The organism is Leucobacter muris, assembly GCF_004028235.1.
Taxonomy (GTDB): domain Bacteria; phylum Actinomycetota; class Actinomycetes; order Actinomycetales; family Microbacteriaceae; genus Leucobacter; species Leucobacter muris.
Window position 1 is genome coordinate 1,412,389 of sequence record NZ_CP035037.1, and the last position, 16,203, is coordinate 1,428,591.

At 71.6% G+C, this 16,203-nt stretch carries 12 protein-coding genes and 1 pseudogene; 12 read left to right on the forward strand and 1 reads right to left on the reverse strand.

The genetic code is table 11. The annotated features are described in order from the left end of the window. Positions 1 to 115: 115 nt before the first annotated feature. The 5 genes from Leucomu_RS06675 to Leucomu_RS06695 all read left to right on the forward strand — a co-directional run bounded on the left by Leucomu_RS06675 (position 116) and on the right by Leucomu_RS06695 (position 6,245). Positions 116 to 718 (forward strand): mycothiol-dependent nitroreductase Rv2466c family protein, encoded by a 603-nt coding sequence (locus tag Leucomu_RS06675; RefSeq protein ID WP_017884962.1) that lies wholly within the window; start codon positions 116 to 118, stop codon positions 716 to 718. 122 nt (positions 719 to 840) lie between these two features. After that, positions 841 to 3,378, forward strand: a complete 2,538-nt coding sequence (locus Leucomu_RS06680) for a LuxR C-terminal-related transcriptional regulator (protein ID WP_128386734.1) — start codon at positions 841 to 843, stop codon at positions 3,376 to 3,378. Continuing rightward, positions 3,371 to 4,765, forward strand: a complete 1,395-nt coding sequence (locus Leucomu_RS06685; protein ID WP_017884964.1) for an MFS transporter — start codon at positions 3,371 to 3,373, stop codon at positions 4,763 to 4,765. Before Leucomu_RS06680 ends, Leucomu_RS06685 begins: the two co-directional genes overlap by 8 nt. After that, positions 4,743 to 5,234 carry a ribose-5-phosphate isomerase gene (locus tag Leucomu_RS06690; RefSeq protein ID WP_017884965.1) on the forward strand — a complete coding sequence of 164 codons (492 nt, stop codon included), beginning with the start codon at positions 4,743 to 4,745 and terminating at the stop codon, positions 5,232 to 5,234. The genes Leucomu_RS06685 and Leucomu_RS06690 overlap by 23 nt, the downstream gene beginning before the upstream one ends. 3 nt (positions 5,235 to 5,237) lie before the next feature. After that, complete coding sequence (locus tag Leucomu_RS06695) at positions 5,238 to 6,245, forward strand: Fpg/Nei family DNA glycosylase (RefSeq protein ID WP_128386735.1); 1,008 nt, start codon at positions 5,238 to 5,240, stop codon at positions 6,243 to 6,245. 84 nt (positions 6,246 to 6,329) lie between these two features. Here Leucomu_RS06695 and Leucomu_RS06700 read toward each other — a convergent pair. Beyond that, positions 6,330 to 8,446, reverse strand: a pseudogene (locus Leucomu_RS06700) (RecQ family ATP-dependent DNA helicase). A gap of 287 nt (positions 8,447 to 8,733) precedes the next feature. Between Leucomu_RS06700 and rplS the strand changes: the two are divergent. From rplS to Leucomu_RS06735, 7 genes are all read left to right on the forward strand, one after another. Beyond that, positions 8,734 to 9,081, forward strand: coding sequence for a 50S ribosomal protein L19 (gene rplS / locus Leucomu_RS06705; protein WP_128386736.1), 348 nt, complete (start codon positions 8,734 to 8,736; stop codon positions 9,079 to 9,081). Positions 9,082 to 9,200: 119 nt separating this feature from the next. Next, positions 9,201 to 9,914 carry a signal peptidase I gene (gene lepB / locus Leucomu_RS06710; RefSeq protein ID WP_017884970.1) on the forward strand — a complete coding sequence of 238 codons (714 nt, stop codon included), beginning with the start codon at positions 9,201 to 9,203 and terminating at the stop codon, positions 9,912 to 9,914. Then, positions 9,911 to 10,711 (forward strand): ribonuclease HII, encoded by an 801-nt coding sequence (locus tag Leucomu_RS06715; RefSeq protein ID WP_128386737.1) that lies wholly within the window; start codon positions 9,911 to 9,913, stop codon positions 10,709 to 10,711. Before lepB ends, Leucomu_RS06715 begins: the two co-directional genes overlap by 4 nt. A gap of 56 nt (positions 10,712 to 10,767) precedes the next feature. Beyond that, complete coding sequence (gene murI, locus Leucomu_RS06720; protein WP_017884972.1) at positions 10,768 to 11,607, forward strand: glutamate racemase; 840 nt, start codon at positions 10,768 to 10,770, stop codon at positions 11,605 to 11,607. 103 nt (positions 11,608 to 11,710) lie between these two features. After that, on the forward strand, positions 11,711 to 12,451 hold the full coding sequence (rph, locus tag Leucomu_RS06725) for a ribonuclease PH (protein WP_017884973.1): 741 nt from the start codon (positions 11,711 to 11,713) through the stop codon (positions 12,449 to 12,451). Positions 12,452 to 12,453: 2 nt separating this feature from the next. Further along, a complete protein-coding gene (locus Leucomu_RS06730) occupies positions 12,454 to 13,095 on the forward strand; it encodes a non-canonical purine NTP pyrophosphatase (protein ID WP_017884974.1) in 642 nt (213 codons plus the stop codon). Between the two features lie 21 nt (positions 13,096 to 13,116). Then, the gene (locus Leucomu_RS06735) at positions 13,117 to 16,164 is read left to right on the forward strand and encodes an aminotransferase (RefSeq protein ID WP_128386738.1); all 3,048 of its coding nucleotides are present in this window, start codon (positions 13,117 to 13,119) and stop codon (positions 16,162 to 16,164) included. Positions 16,165 to 16,203: the final 39 nt, after the last annotated feature.

The window sequence follows — 16,203 nt, forward strand, 5'->3', positions numbered from 1 at the left end:
AGGATCGGCCCGCACGATGGGAAGTATCGGCACCAGCCTATGCCCGGACGCTATGGCCGGACTCAGGAAGCGGCCCCTCCTTCCGAGCGGCGGCGGCGGGTCGTAGACTGGGCCCATGAGCAACGCCACACCCGAAGTCGAGTTCTGGTTCGATCCGATCTGCCCCTGGTGCTGGATGACCAGTCGCTGGGTCGCCGAGGTCTCCGAGGCGCGCGGCTTCGAGGTGGCCTGGCACCCGATCAGCCTCGCCGTGCTCAACGAGGGCCAGAACGACCGCCACGGAGATGCGCACCGGCAGGGGCACCGACTCGGGCGCGTCGTCGAGGCCGCGCGCGTGGCCCACGGCGAGCAGGTCGTCGGCCCGCTCTACACCGAGATCGGCACCCGCGTGCACCCGGGCGGGCGGACGGACTTCGACGCGATCATCGCCGACTCGCTCGAAGCGCTCGACCTGCCCGCAGCGCTCGCCGCAGCGGCCGATGACGAGCAGAGCGACGCGCAGCTGCGCGCCAACACCGGCCACGCGATGGAGATCGCGGGCCCCGATGTGGGGGTGCCGATCATCTCCGTGAACGGCGTCGCGTTCTTCGGTCCCGTGGTCACGCCCGCGCCGACGGGCGACACCGCCCTGCAGCTGTGGGACGGCATCGTCGCCGCTGCGACCGTGCCGGGTTTCTACGAGCTCAAGCGCGGTCGCACGGTCGGTCCGCAGTTCTGATCGGCGTGAGCGCCGTTCCGACGGGGCCCGCGAACCGCACCCACTACTTCCCGACCAGCAGGTACGAGCCGCTGCTGCGCGAGCGCGTGATCGACTCCGCGCTGCGAGGCGGTCCGGCGCTCGTGGTCTGCTGGGGCGGTAGCGGGGCGGGCAAGTCCGTCGCCGCCGCGCAGATCGCGGTGCGGCTGAGCGGTGGCGACACGCCGGCAGTCTGGGTGAGGTTTGGCGCCGACCGGTCGGACGCCGCGGGCGCCTGGCAGGCGATTCTGCAGGCGCTCGTGGATTCCGGGCTCGTACCAGAGGATTCGGAGCTCGGACGCATGCGGGGCTCGGAACTGCCTGCGGGCGTTGAGCCCCTGACGCGGGCGATGCGCGCGGTCGGGCGCGGGTTCCCGGAGCGGCTCGTGCTGGTTCTCGATGACCTGCATCTCGTCGGCGACGGCGCCTTCGAAGCCGACCTGCTCGAGATGCTCGAGACGCATCGGATGCTGAGCGTCGTCGTCGCGTCGCGCTCCAGACATGCCCGGCTGGTCGATATCGACGCGCGCATGCGTGTCCCCGTGAGGGAGATCACGGCGAGGGAGTTGCAGTTCGGCCGCGACGAGATCTCGTCGTTGCTGGCGCGCAGGCTGCCCGAGCTCGACAGCGCAGCGCGTGATCGCCTCGCGGTCGCGATCGAGCGCGGTTCCGGAGGCTGGCCCTTAGCCGCCCACGCCGCGATCGTCGAGCGCGAGTCGGGAAGAGGTGCCGCCGCCCATCGCGTGTTCGTGCGGAATCACGTCTCCCGCATGCTCGCGCACGCCGGTGAGCACGGTCGGGAAGTGCTCTGCGCAACGGCGCTCTTCGACGAGATCTCGAGCGGCGTCGTCGCCCGGATGTTTCAGGTCGACGAGGAGCGGGCCCTCGAGATGCTCGAGGGGTCGTCGGAGACCGGATTCGGATACTGGGAGAGCGACGCCGGCACGCGTTGGTACCGGCACCACGATCTGATCCGCGAGGAGCTGCGGCGACGCGCGGAGATCGAAGTCGGAGCCGTACGTCTGCGCATTCTCTACCGCCGCGCCGCCGTCGTCTTCGAACCGATCCGGCCCTTCCAGGCGGTGCGCGCCGCGCTCCAGGCCGAGGCGTGGGACCTCCTGGAACCCATGCTGCTGGCTCGCAGCTTTCAGCGTCTGGGCCGAAGAGAGGATCTGGTCGGCGAGAAGTGGCTGCGGGATATTCCGTCTGCGGTACGGGATCGGCACCCGGTGATCGCCGCGTTCGCGCTGATCGATGAGTTCGCGTACCCTCGTGGTCGATTCGACACGGTGATCAACGGCTTCAAGATGCTGACAGGCTCGCGGCTCGCGGAGGAGTCCGAGAAACGGGGGCTGCCCGGAGCCGTCGCATCAGCCCTGCGCATGGTGGCGGCTCGCCTCAGCGGTAACCAGGAGTTGGCGCTGCGCATGGCTGATCGCTTCGAGATCGCGATCGAGGATTTCGATGAAGCGACGCGCATGACATTGAAGCGTCCGCTCTGGACCGGCACGACCCAGGCCGCCGTCACCTATCTGCACGCGTCGCGCTTCGACGACGTCGAACGAGTGCTGCTGCGGTGCGACTTCGACGAGGAAGAGACGCCGCTCGGCGAGGTGCACACCCTCGCGCTCGGAGCCTTCTCCGACGCCTGGCGCGGCTGGATGCTGCGGCTGGGGGAGCGGATCGAACAGTGCGAGAGCCAGGAGACGCCGATGGGCTGGCGCACCTCCTATACGGGTTCGGGGTACCGCATCGCGGCGGCTGTGCAAGCGCTCGAGGCGGGCGACCCGGAGCGCGCCGAGAATCATCTCGACGCGCTCGTGCCGCACGAGCCCACCATCGAGCACTGGCCGTACCTCGAGGTGCTGCGCGCCCTCGTGCTCGAGGAGTGCACCGGCTCGCGATCCGCACTCGACTCGTTCGAGTGGCGCCTCCAGCAGCGGCGGAGGCGATTTGCGACGCTGCCCGCTCACCGCCGCATGCTGGCCGAGTTTCGGGCTCGACTGCAGTGGCGGGCCGGGATGGTCGTTCGCGGTTCGAAGCCGAGCAGCGCTGACCTCGGCAGCGCGTACGCGGCCCTGAGCCGGGGAGATGACGCTGCCGCCCGCATGATTGTCGCAGCCCTGCAGCGCGAGCCTGGGCTCGCCGGCGCTCCCCGCAGAAGAACCGAGCTCCTGCTCGTGCAGGCCGAAGCCGAGCGTCGAAACGGTGATTCCGGGTCTGCATCGGATAGCGCGAATGCCGCGGCCGGACTCATGCGTGAGCACGGCCTCAGCCTGCCTCGGCTCGCGGTCACGGACGATGCTCTGCATAGGCTCGCAGAGCTTGCGCCGTCACTCGCCGGGTGGGTGGAGCCGACGGGGACCGCAGCCGGTGTCGGCGATGAGATCCGCGCGCTGTCGGCCGCGGAACTGCGCGCCCTCGCGGCAACGGTGCGGCACGGGACGGTTCCGGCGGCTGCTCAGGCGTTGTTTTTGAGCACCGACACCGTGAAGTCCCACATCAGGCGGGCATACCGGAAGCTCGGCGTGAACAGCCGTGAGGAAGCGGTCCGGATGGCGATCGAGGCGGGGATGTTCGAAGGGGACGGCGGTGACCCGACCTGCCTCGGGCGGCTTTCCGCGGTAACTAGGGATGGGTGATCGTGAGCGCCGAGACGGCCGGGCCGAGGTCGGCCCGTTGGGCGGTCGGAACGGCTCGCGCCGCACTGCCGTCGAGGTCAACATCGCGAAGCTCCTACTCCTCGCAGCGCTTGCTCCGCTCGTGGTCGGAGGCCTCGCACAGCGAGCCTCGGCGCTGGTGGGAGCCGCCGAGGCTCCCCGGATCGTGGCGGTCGTCGTGGCCGTCGGCGCGCTCTGCGCGGTCGTCGGTGCGCTTGGCTTCGGCGCGCTCACCGATCTGGTGCCTCGGCCGGGGAAGTGGTGCTGGGCGCTCATCGCCTCGGTGATCGGCACACTTGGTCTCGTGCTCGCGGCCGGAGAAGCGGTGCCCGCGCTCATCTGCGGGTGGGGACTCGCTCAGTTCGGGTACTCGGGTTCGATGGCGGTCCTGCGCTCCATGCTCGCCTCAGTCGCGGAATCGTACCGACGCCGCGGATCCGTCGTCATGGTGATGAGCGGCTACCTCGGTGCGCTGATCCCGATCTTGTTGCTCATCGCTCTGCCCGGATCCGCCTGGCACATCACCTTCGGCTTCGCCGCCGCGGGCGTGCTGCTTCCCCTTTCGGTGCTACTCGCGCGGCGTCGAGCCTTCCTGCGCGCGCGCGAGGACGATCCGCACGCGCGGATCGCGGAAGCCGCGACCCAGACTGCGTCCCCTGAGCCCCGGGCAACTCCGGCGTCCGCATCGCTTCGCCAGGCCCGATCCCTCCCGGGCTGGACAGTGCTGGTCGTGCAAGTCGCCTCCACTGCAGTGCTCGCAGCGTTCCTGACGTTCCACCCGCTCGATCTTGAGCACCGCCTCGGCGTTCATGGACCGGATGCTGTGCGCAGCAGCGCCCTCGTGCTGGCAGCCGGACTGTTCGGCCTCCTCTCCGTCGCCCTGCTGCTGTTCCTGCGACCGCGGCTGTTCGGGACAGGGGCCGCAGCGCTGCTCCTCGCGGCAGCGCTGCTCGCCGGATCCATCGGCGCGCGCGCTTTCGGGATCACCCTCGGCTCGCTCGCGATCGCGGCTCTCCTCACGGGAGCAGCCGTCGCTGTGAACGCCTCCACGCTGTTGGTGACGGCGCTCGAGGGGGTGCCGCGGCACCGCGCTGGGCGGTTCATCGGGGCGTTCAGCGCTGCCGGGGCGCTCGGTCAGTTCGTAGGGCCCCTGCTGGGGCTCGCCCTACTCGGAGCATTCCGGGCCACGGACGGGGGATACACCGCGATGATCCTCGTCCTCGGCGGCCTTCCGGCGGCGTGGGGAGCGATGATCCTCATCGTCACTGCGGTCCCTCGGCGGGCTGCGCGGAACGCGGAGCCCGGACGGGCAGTTCCGGGCGGCGGGGAACGGTACGATGGTGCCCATGCGCATTCACGTCGCCACTGATCACGCCGGACTCGAATTCAGCCAGCAGTTGCAGCAGCACCTGCGCGATCGTGGGTTCGAGGTCATCGACCACGGGCCCGAGCAATACGATGCGCTCGACGACTACCCGTCGTTCTGCATCAATGCGGCGGTCGGCGTCGCGCGCGACGAGCGCGACGGAGTCGAGGCGCTGGGTGTGGTGTTCGGCGGCTCGGGCAACGGCGAGCAGATGGCAGCGAACAAGGTCGAGGGAATCCGCGCCGCGCTGGTGTGGAACGAGTCGACCGCGCAGCTCGCGCGCGAGCACAACAACGCCAACGTCATCTCCATCGGCGCGCGCCAGCACGAAGTGGCCGACGCGATCCGCTTCATCGATCTGTTCATCGACACGCCCTTCACGGGCGACGAACGCCACGTGCGCCGCATCGGCCAGCTCGGCGAGTACGAGCGCACCGGCGAGATCGCCGGCAAGCAGGTCGACGAACTGTGAACCATGCCTGAGGGGCACAGCGTACATCGCATCGCGCGCCAGTTCGGAGTGAACTTCGTGGGCACCGCACCCGAGGTCACGAGCCCGCAGGGCCGCTTCGCACAGGGCGCGGCACTGCTGAGCGGGCGCGAGATGACCGACGCTCGCGCCGTGGGCAAGCAGATGTTCCTCGAATTCGAGGGCGACCACTGGCTGCGCGTGCACCTCGGCATCTACGGCGCGTGGGACTTCGCGGGCGAGGTCGCGATCGATCCCGCCATCCAGATCCACACGACCAAGTTCGGCCGCGGCCGGCTCGGGCAGACCGGCATGGCCGGGGTGGTCGACACCCCGATGGACAGCGCCGGCGAAGATTCGGTCGCGTCGATCGGTGCACCCCGGCGGTCGCGCGTCGCGCGCGTGCACATGGCGGAACGCGATCGAGCGGAGGCTACGAACGGCGCGTTCCCGCCCGATCCCGTCGGGCAGGTGCGGGTGCGGCTGCTCAACGAGACGGTGTGCGCCGACCTGCGCGGGCCGACCGCCTGCGAGGTGCTGACCCCCGCCGAGGTCGACGCCGTGGTCCAGAAGCTGGGCCCGGACCCCGCGAACGCGAACACGCCCGAGGAGCGCGAGCGCTTCGTGACACGCGCCCGCAAGAAGAAGACCCCGATCGGCCTCGTGCTGATGGACCAGTCGATCATCGCCGGCATCGGCAACGTGTACCGGGCCGAGATGCTGTTCCGCGCGCGCCTGAACCCGCACACCCCGGCGAACACGCTGGATCCTGCGGTGCTCGAGGATCTCTGGGACGACTGGGCCCACCTGCTCGAGATCGGCATCACCGTCGGTCAGATGATCACGATCGACGGGCTCGAGGGCGACGACTACCGGCGGGCGCTCGCCGAGCGCGACGAGCGGCACTGGGTGTACAAGCTCGAGGGCACGCCCTGCAAGCGGTGCGGAACGAACATCGTGCTCGAGGAGTTCGGCGCTCGCAAGCTCTACTGGTGTCCCGGCTGCCAGCTCTGACCGCTTATCCGCTGCCCGCTCGCTGAGCGCTCGACCGCTCGCTGAGCGCCTCGCCTCGCGCTGCGCCGAGAACGCCGCGAGCCCTCACCCCACGCTGGCGAGTGCGAACGGGAGCACGGCCGGCGCACCCGCCGCGCGCAGGGCCCGCGCCGCGACGGTCACGGTCCAGCGGCTGTCGACCAGGTCGTCGACGAGCAGGATGGGGCCGGGCGCCTGCGCCAGGGTCTCGGCGAGCTGCGGGCCGACGGCGAAGCGACCCCACACCGACGCCAGCCTGAAGGCGCTGTTACCGCCCGGGCCGGCGACCGGAACGCCCGGGTCGACGTCGAGGGAGCCGAGCAGCGGGAGGCGCCCGCGCTGCGCGATCGCCGCAGCCGTGCTGCCGACGAGCTGCGGCCGAGTGAGCGAGGGCATCGCGACGACACCCACGGGACGCGTCTCCCAGGGCCAGTCGCGCAGGGTGGCGATCACCCCCTCCAGCAGCCGGTCTTCGATGGCGCGATCCGCGGCTCCGGCCGCGAAGACCTGCCGCAGCGGCCCGCCCCAGCCGAGGTCGGTGAGGCGGGCGATGGCCCGCCCCGTCTCGGGACGCTCAGCCTCGGGAATGCGGCCCTTCACCGGAAGCCCGCGGCGATCCGCGCCGGTCGGCCACATGCCGCGCGGCTCGATCGGCACGCCCACGCGTTCCAGCTGGCCCGAGGCGCGCTCGGCCGCCTGCGCCGGCACCTCCGAGGGATACCAGGCCCCCGCGCAGACGTCGCAGCGACCGCAGGGCGCCGCGCTCGGGTCGTCGAGATCGTGCTGCAGCATCTCCATGCGGCACCGCTCGCCGCGTTCGTACTCGAGCATCGAGCGCTGCTCGGCGATTCTCGCCGAGGCGATGCGCGCGTAGCGCTCGGCGTCGTAGCTCCACGGCGCGCCCGTGGAGACCCACCCGCCTGAGACCCGGGTTACCGCGCCGTCGACGTCGAGCACCTTGAGCAGCAGCTCGAGCGGGCTGCGCCGGATGTCGACGCGCGCCTCGAGCGCTGGCGTCGAGAGGGGGGGGCGGAGCCGGGCGCCCCGAGGGCGGCCAGCACGGCCGCCGCCCGATCGGGGTCGGGCATCGACGCGGTGGCGAAGTACCGCCAGATCGCCTCGTCCTCGGAGCCGGGCAGCAGCAGTACGTCGGCGTTCGCCGCGCCGCGGCCCGCGCGGCCGACCTGCTGGTAGTAGGCGACGGGCGACGAGGGCGCCCCGAGGTGCACGACGAAGCCCAGATCGGGTTTGTCGAAGCCCATGCCGAGGGCGCTCGTGGCGACGAGCGCCTTCACCCCGTTCGCCTTGAGCGCGGCCTCGAGCCGTTCCCGCTCTTCGGGGTCGGTGCGCCCCGTGTAGGCGGCGACCTCGTACCCGGCGTCGCGCAGCAGCAGCGCGGTGTCTTCGGCGGCCGAGACCGTGAGCGCGTAGACGATGCCGCTGCCGGGCAGGTCGCCCAGGTGGGCGACGAGCCACGCCAGTCGCTCGCGGGGAGTCGGCAGCGACAGGCAGCCGAGCCGCAGCGAGTCGCGGGCCAGCGAGCCGCGCAGGGTCAGCACGTCGTGCCCCAGCTGGTCGACCACGTCGTCGACCACGCGGGCGTTGGCGGTGGCCGTGGTGGCGAGCACGGGCACGTCGCGGTCGAGCCCGGCGAGGAGCGCGGCGATGCGGCGGTAGTCGGGCCGGAAGTCGTGCCCCCAATCGGAGATGCAGTGGGCCTCGTCGATCACGAGCAGGCCCATGCGGTCGAGCAGCCCCGGCAGCTGCTGCTCTCGGAAGCGCGGATTGTTCAGGCGCTCCGGGGAGACCAGCAGCACGTCGATCTCGTCGGCCGCGAGCCGGGCCTCGATCCGATCCCACTCGTCTGCGGTGGCGGAGTTGATCGCCGCGGCGCGCACGCCCGCCCGCTCGGCCGCGGCGACCTGATCGCGCATCAGGGCGAGCAGCGGCGAGACGAGCAGCGTGGGCCCCGCGCCCCGTCTGCGCAGCAGCGCGGTCGCCACGAAGTAGACCGCAGACTTGCCCCAGCCGGTGCGCTGCACCACGAGCGCCCTGCGGCGGTCGGCCACGAGCGCGTGCACCGCCTCGAACTGCCCGTCGTGGAAGTCGGCGTCGGACCGCCCGGTGAGCCGGATCAGCAGTTCGCGGGCCTCGGTGCGCAGGGTCTCGTGCTGGGGTTCCATGCCCCGATGATGTCAGAGACCGCTGACATCGACCGGTCCCGCACGGCTCGGTCAGAGATCCGGCTCCGGTGAGGGGAGAATGGGCGGGGCGGTCTCGCCGAGGCCGGATCACGCACCGAGCGCACGCCGAGACACGGCTTCGACCTCCGCCGCCGATGTGGCATAATAGTTCCTTGTGCCACGGTGCGGCACTGCCGTGAGGGTCCGCACACGCCGTGAGCCGAACACCCAGTACTTTCACCTTCATTCCGCGTTCCGACTTGCGGCGGGCGCAGAGAGAGACAATCATGCAGAAGCTCGACCACGTCGACGCCTCGTCGCTCAAGAGCGACATCCCCGAGTTCCGCGCCGGCGACACCGTCAAGGTGCACGTCAACATCGTCGAGGGCAACCGCTCGCGTGTCCAGGTGTTCCAGGGCGTCGTGATCGCTCGCCACGGCGAGGGTGTGCGTGAGACCTTCACGGTGCGCAAGATCAGCTTCCAGGTGGGCGTGGAGCGCAAGTTCCCCGTGCACTCGCCCGCGATCCACAAGATCGAGGTCGTGACTCGCGGCGACGTGCGCCGTGCGAAGCTCTACTACCTGCGCGGCCTCACCGGCAAGAAGGCCAAGATCAAGGAGAAGCGCGACATCTGAGTCGGGCCTTCCTGAGCAGAAACCCCCGCTTCGGCGGGGGTTTCTGTTTTCCCAGGGCTCGGGTGGCAGGATGGACGGGTGCGGCCGACGGATCGGCGGCACCGGAGAGGGAATGCGAGATGAACGAAGCGGCTGGGAGGCCTCGGCGGCGCGGGAGCGGGATCCTCGGGTTCATCCGCGACCTGATCGTGATCCTGGTGGTCGCGTTCCTCGTCTCGTTCCTGCTGAAGACCTTCCTCGTGCGCAGCTTCTACATCCCGTCCGAGTCGATGGAGCAGACCCTCCAGGTCGACGACCGCATCCTGGTGAACCAGCTGGTGCCCGACGTGGTCTCGGTGAACCGGGGCGACATCGTGGTCTTCAAGGATCCGGGCGGCTGGCTGCTGCCGCGCGGCACCGAGCCCCCCCAAGGCTTCGAGAAGGTGCTGCAGGCCGTGGGCCTCGCGGCCGACACGAGCAACGAGTACGTCGTGAAGCGCGTGATCGGGGTCGGCGGCGACCGGGTGCAGTGCTGCGACGCCGACGGCCGGGTGACCGTGAACGGCGTGCCGCTCGACGAGCCCTACATCGTGATCCCCGACGGCGAGGGCGGCCGCGCCTCGAAGATCGACTTCGACGTCACCGTGCCCGAGGGGTCGGTCTGGGTGATGGGCGACAACCGCTACCAGAGCAAGGATTCACGCTACAACCAGGATCAGCCCGGCCGAGGCTTCGTGCCCGAGACCGAGATCGTGGGCCGCGCGTTCGTGCTCAACTGGCCGCTCAACCGCTTCACCTGGCTGGGCACGCCCGAGCACACGTTCACCGGCGTCGAGCAGGCGCGAGAGCAGTGAGCCGGGACTCCGCGGACGCGCTGGCGCTCGCTCCGGATCGGGCTCTCGTGGAACCCGCCGGTTCGCGTGGGGCCGTCGCGCAGCAGGCTGAGGTCGGCGCGGGCGCCCCTCGGCGGGCCGAGACGCAGGCGCAGGCGCAGGCGCGAGCCGCGGCGCCGCCGAAGGATCCCACCCTCGACGTCGAACTCGGCTGCTTCGACGAGGGCTTCGACCTCGTGATCGGCGTCGACGAGGTGGGGCGGGGCGCCGTAGCGGGCCCGGTCGCGGTCGGCGTGCACGCCGTGGTCCGCGGCACGTGCGAGTTCCCGGAGGGGCTGCGCGACTCCAAGCTGCTGAGCGAGAAGCGGCGAGAGGCGATGGCGCCGCTCGTGCGCGGCTGGGGCGCGGGCGCGGTGGGCTTCGCGAGCGCCGAGGAGATCGACGAGCACGGCATCGGCGCGATGCTCGGCGAGGCGGGCCGGCGTGCGCTGCTCGAGCTGCACGCGGCGGGCGTGGCGGTGGAGCGGGCGCTGATCCTGCTCGACGGATCGCACGACTGGCTCACGCCCGCGCTCCGCTCGCCGCTGCGCGTGCGCACCCGGGTGGGCGCGGATCGCAGCTGCGCCTCGGTCGCGGCCGCCTCCGTGCGCGCGAAGGTCGAGCGCGACGCGCTGATGCGCGAGGCGCACGAGGCGCATCCCGAGTACGGCTGGTCGTCGAACAAGGGCTACGGATCCCGGGCGCACTACGAGGGGATCACCGCCCGCGGCCTCACCGAGCTGCACCGGCACACCTGGATCACACGGCCCCGCGCGTAGCCGAGCCGCTGCGGGGCGCTCGGCGGAGGGTCGGGACGGGACGATAAGCTGGTGCGGTGAGCAACCGCGATATTTCGCCCGATGCGCCGATCGGGGTGTTCGACTCGGGAGTCGGCGGCCTGACGGTGGCCCGGGCGATCCGGGATCAGCTGCCGCACGAGTCGATGATCTACGTGGGCGACACGCTGCGCACGCCGTACGGGCCGCGCCCCATCGCCGAGGTGCGCCGCTTCGCGCTCGAGATCCTCGACGGCCTCGTCGCGCAGGGCGTGAAGATGCTGGTGATCGCCTGCAACACCGCATCGGCGGCCGTGCTGCGCGACGCGCGCGAGCGCTACGACGTGCCCGTGGTCGAGGTCATCGGCCCGACCGTGCGCAGCGCCGCCGCGATCACCCGCAACGGTCGGGTCGGCCTGATCGGCACGCAGGGCACCATCCAGTCGCGCGCCTACGACGACCTCTTCTCCATGCGGCCCGAGATCGCGCTCACCGCGGCCGCCTGCCCGCGTTTCGTCGAGCTCGTCGAGGCCGGCCTCACGAGCGGACCCGAGGTGCACGCGATCGCCGAGCAGTACCTCGCCCCGCTCGTCGCCCAGCGCATCGACACGCTCGTGCTGGGCTGCACCCACTACCCGTTCCTGCGCGGGGCGCTGGCCCGCGTCGTCGGACCCGACGTGGCGCTCGTGTCGAGCGACATCGAGACCGCGAACGAGGTGTTCCGGGTGCTGACCGAGCAGGAGCTGCTGCGGCCGCCGGCCGCGGGCGATCCGATGCTGCGCTACGAGGCGACGGGCGATGACACCCGCGGCTTCGTCGACCTCGCGCGACGCATGCTCGGGATCGGCATCGACGCCGTCGACCGCCTCGAGACCGGCGCGATCACACTGCCCGGCTGACCCGCGCGCCGATCCCGATGAGTGTCGGCGGCTGCCGGTAGCGTGCTGGCAGAGCCGAACCGAGGCGATGTCCCCGACCCGACCCCCGACCGAAAGAGAGAACATGAGTGATGAGACCCGCGCCGATGGGCGCACCCCGCAGCAGCTGCGCCCGGTGACGATCGAGCGGGGCTGGAGCTCGCAGGCCGAGGGCAGCGCGCTGATCTCCTTCGGCGGCACGCGGGTGCTCTGCACCGCCTCGTTCACCCCCGGCGTGCCGCGCTGGCTGGCTGGGCGGGGCACCGGCTGGGTCACGGCCGAGTACTCGATGCTGCCGCGCTCCACCAACGAGCGCATGCAGCGCGAGTCGGTGCGCGGCAAGATCGGCGGTCGCACGCACGAGATCTCGCGGCTGATCGGCCGCAGCCTGCGCGCCGTGATCGACACGAAGGCGCTGGGCGAGAACACGATCGTGATCGACTGCGACGTGCTGCAGGCCGACGGCGGCACCCGCACGGCGTCGATCACCGGCGCCTACGTGGCGCTGGCCGACGCCATCGAGTGGGCCCGGTCCGAGGGCCATATCGCCCGCAAGGCCCAGCCGCTGCGCGACAGCGTCGCCGCGGTGTCGGTCGGCATCGTCGGCACGACGCCGATGACCGACCTGGCCTACGTCGAAGATTCGAGTGCAGAGACCGACATGAACGTCGTGGTGACCGGATCCGGCGACTTCGTCGAGGTGCAGGGCACCGCCGAGGGCGTGCCGTTCAACCGCGCCGAGCTCGACGGGCTGCTCGATCTCGCGCTGACGAGCGCCTCCGAGCTCGCCGAGATCCAGCGCTCGGTGCTGGCCGAGGGGCGATAACCGTGACCCGGCTGGTACTCGCCTCCCACAACGCCCACAAGCTCGAGGAGCTGCGGCGCATCCTCGGCCCGCTGATCCCCGGCATCGAGCTCGTCGGCTACAACGGCCCCGAGCCGGTCGAGAACGGGCTCAGCTTCGAGGAGAACGCCCTCATCAAGGCGCGCGCTGCCGCGGCCCACACCGGGCTTCCGGCCATCGCCGACGACTCCGGCATCGCGGTCGACGTGCTCGGCGGCTGCCCGGGCATCTTCTCGGCGCGCTGGGGCGGCCCGTCGCGCAGCGACACCGCCAATGTCGATCTGCTGCTTTGGCAGCTCACCGACGTCGCCGACGAGCATCGGGCGGCGAGCTTCGTGTGCGCGGCCGCTCTCGTCGTGCCTCCCGGTGAGGGCGCCGATCTTACGGGCGGGCCCGGAGCGGGCGAGGTCTGCGAGCTGGGCGTCTGGCCCGGCCGCGTGCTGCGGCAGCCGGCGGGAGAGCACGGCTTCGGCTACGATCCCGTCTTCCAGCCGCAGGGCGAGCAGCGCTCGGCCGCCGAGCTGACCGGGGCCGAGAAAGACCTGCTCTCGCACCGCACCCGCGCGTTCTCCGCGCTGGCCCCCTCGATCCGCTCCCAGCTGGGCGGCGAACACCTTCCGAGCTGAACCCGACGAGGAGAACGCGACATGACCGAACCCCAGGGCGGCCTCGTGCGGCCGAACGTGTCCGAGGTCGACGCGGCGGCCATCGCGCGCGAGTGCTTCGGCATCGAGGCCGAGGCGCACGAGCTCGGCAGCAACCAGGACCGCAACTTCGTGCTGCTCGAGGCCGACGGCGGTCGCAGCGTGCTGCGCGTCGACAACCCGGTCTTCGGCGACGCCGAGCGCGACGCCCAGCATGCGGCGCTCGATGCGTACCGCGCCGCCGGCGTGCCGGTCGCCTCGGTGCTGCCCGGCCTCGACGGCTCCCTCACGCAGCGCTGGCGCGGCTTCGCGGTTCGGCGCAGCGAGTTCGCGGAAGGCGAGCCGCTCGTCGACGCGGGCTACCTCGCCCCCGTGGTGCTCGAGGAGTTCGGCGCGCTCGCGGCGGCCTCGGTGAACGCGCTCGAGGGCCTATCCCACCCGGGCCTCGCCCGCGACCACATGTGGATCATGGGCGTCGCGCACGAGCAGACCGCGGGGCTCGGTCACTCGAACGCCGACGAGGAGCTGCGGCAGCGCGTGCTCGCGGCGGCCGAGGCGGCGCAGCGGCAGCTCGACCTCGTGAGCGCGGCGCTGCCGACGCAGGCGATCCACGGCGACCTCACCGACGACAACGTGACGGGTCGTCGCGGCGATGATCGCCGCCTGCACCCGCACGTGGTGCTCGACCTCGGCGATCTCGCCTACGGCTGGCGCGTCTCCGAGCTCGCCGTCACGGCGAGCTCGATGCTGCACCACGACCCCGAGCGGCCCCTGCGGGTGCTCGACACGATCGCGGCGTTCCACCGCGCCGCGCCGCTCTCCAACGCCGAGGCGCGCGCCGTCTGGCCGCTGATCGTGCTGCGCGCGGCCGTGCTCGTCGCGAGCGGCTGGCGCCAGCTCGAGATCGACGGCGGCAACGACTATGCCCGCGAGCGCATCGCGGGGGAGCAGGCGATCTTCGACGCCGCGACCGCGCTGCCGCTCGCGGAGGCGACCGAGCAGGTGCTCGCGCGCCTCGGCATGCAGGGCGTCCCCCACGGGCAGGGGCTGCGCCTCGTCGCCGCGCCGAGCATTCCTCGCCGTGCGGGCGTCGACGGGCCGGGCGGTCCCGGCCAGCGCCCGCTCGGCGCGCTGCTGGCGGGCCTCACCGGCGGGGTCGCCATGGTCGACCCGGGCGTCGAGAGCGAGGCGCTCGACGCCGGCACGTGGCTCGAACGAGACGTCGCGGAGCGTCGTCTGGTCGATGCCGCGTTGCGCGACGGCGCCGCAGTCGCAGTGCTGCCGTACGGCGTCTACCGGCTCACGCGCACGGCGATCGACTCCGTCGACGCGGCCGAGACCTGGCCCATCGGCACCGAGCTGTGGGTGGGCGGCGGAGGCGCGCTCGACGTGCTCGCGCCCCTCTCGGGCAGTGTCGCGGCGGCGACGGAGCGCGGCGTGCTGCTCGAACTGCAGAACGGCTGGTTCCTCTCGATCGACGGTGTCCCGGCGCAGGTGGAGGTCGGCGCCGACGTTCGTGCGGCAGACCCGATCGTACGCCTCGCGGCGTCCTCGGATCCCCGTCCTCTCACGGTGACGGTGTGCCGCGGCGACGCGCTCGACGGAGCCGAGCCGCCCATCCTCTCGGTCGAGGTTCCGCAGCAGGGGCGAGCGCAACTCGTCGCCCCCGAGCGCGTGCCGGCGTGGGCGCGCTTCACGCACGACCCGGCGTCGATCCTCGGCCTCGACTCGCTCGTGCAGCGCGACGAGTCCGCCGACGAGCAGACGAGGCGCGAGCAGATCTTCGCGAGCGCGCAGGAGCGCTACTACGCGAGCCCCATGCAGATCGAGCGCGGCTGGCGCCACCACCTCGTCGACACCACGGGGCGAGCCTACGTCGACATGGTCAACAACGTGACCGGCCTCGGGCACGGGCATCCGGGCGTCGCCGACGCGGTGAACCGGCAGATCCGCATCCTGAACACCAACTCCCGCTTCCTCTACCGCGAGCTGGCCGAGTACAGCGAGCGCCTCCTCGCCCTGCTCCCCGAAGGCTCGGATCTCGACACGGTGCTGCTCGTGAACTCGGGTTCCGAAGCGGTCGACCTCGCGCTTCGGCTCGCTCAGGCCGCCACGGGCCGCAAGACGGTCGTCGCGCTGCGCGAGGCGTACCACGGCTGGACCATGGCCTCAGACGCCGTCACCACGAGCGCCTACGACAACCCGTACGCCCTCGAGAACCGCCCCGACTGGATCCACGTGGCTGACGTGCCCAACCGGTTCCGGGGCACCTACCGCGGCGAGGCGGGCGACACGAGCGTCGGGGCCCGCTACGCCGCCGACCTCGGGGGCGACCTCGACGCCCTCGCGGCGTCGGGGCGACACATCGCCGGTTTCATCTGCGAATCGGTGCTCGGCAACGCGGGCGGCGTGCTGCTGCCCGACGGCTACCTCGCCGAGGTCTACGACCGGGTTCGCGTCGCGGGCGGTCTGTGCATCGCAGACGAGGTGCAGGTCGGGTTCGGTCGCATGGGGTCGAGCTTCTGGGGCTTCGAACAGTCGGGAGTCGCCCCCGACCTCATCACCATCGCGAAGCCCATGGGCAACGGATTCCCGATCGGCGGTGTCATCACCTCGAAGCGCATCGCCGATGCGCTCACCACGCAGGGTCAGTTCTTCTCGTCGGCGGGCGGTAACCCGCTCAGCTGCCGCGTGGGGCTCGCAGTGCTCGACGCGATGCGGAGCGAGGGGCTGCAGCAGAACGCGCACTTCGTCGGCCGGCGCCTCGCCGACGGCTTCCGGGCTCTCGCCGAGCAGCACGACATCATCGGCCCCGTGCACGGCGAGGGGCTCTACCTCGGCGTCGAGCTGGTGCGCGACCGCGAGACGATGGAGCCCGCCACCGAGGAGGCCGCCGCGATCTGCGAACGGCTGCGCGAGCTCGGGGTGATCGTGCTCACCACCTCGGAGCGCTCGAACGTGCTCAAGGTGAAGCCCCCGCTCTGCCTCACCGAGGAGAGCGCCGACTTCGTCGTCGCCCAACTCGATCGCGTGCTGAGCACCGGCTGGTGATCCCGCGGCCGGCGGCTCGCGTCGCGTCGCAACCCGCCG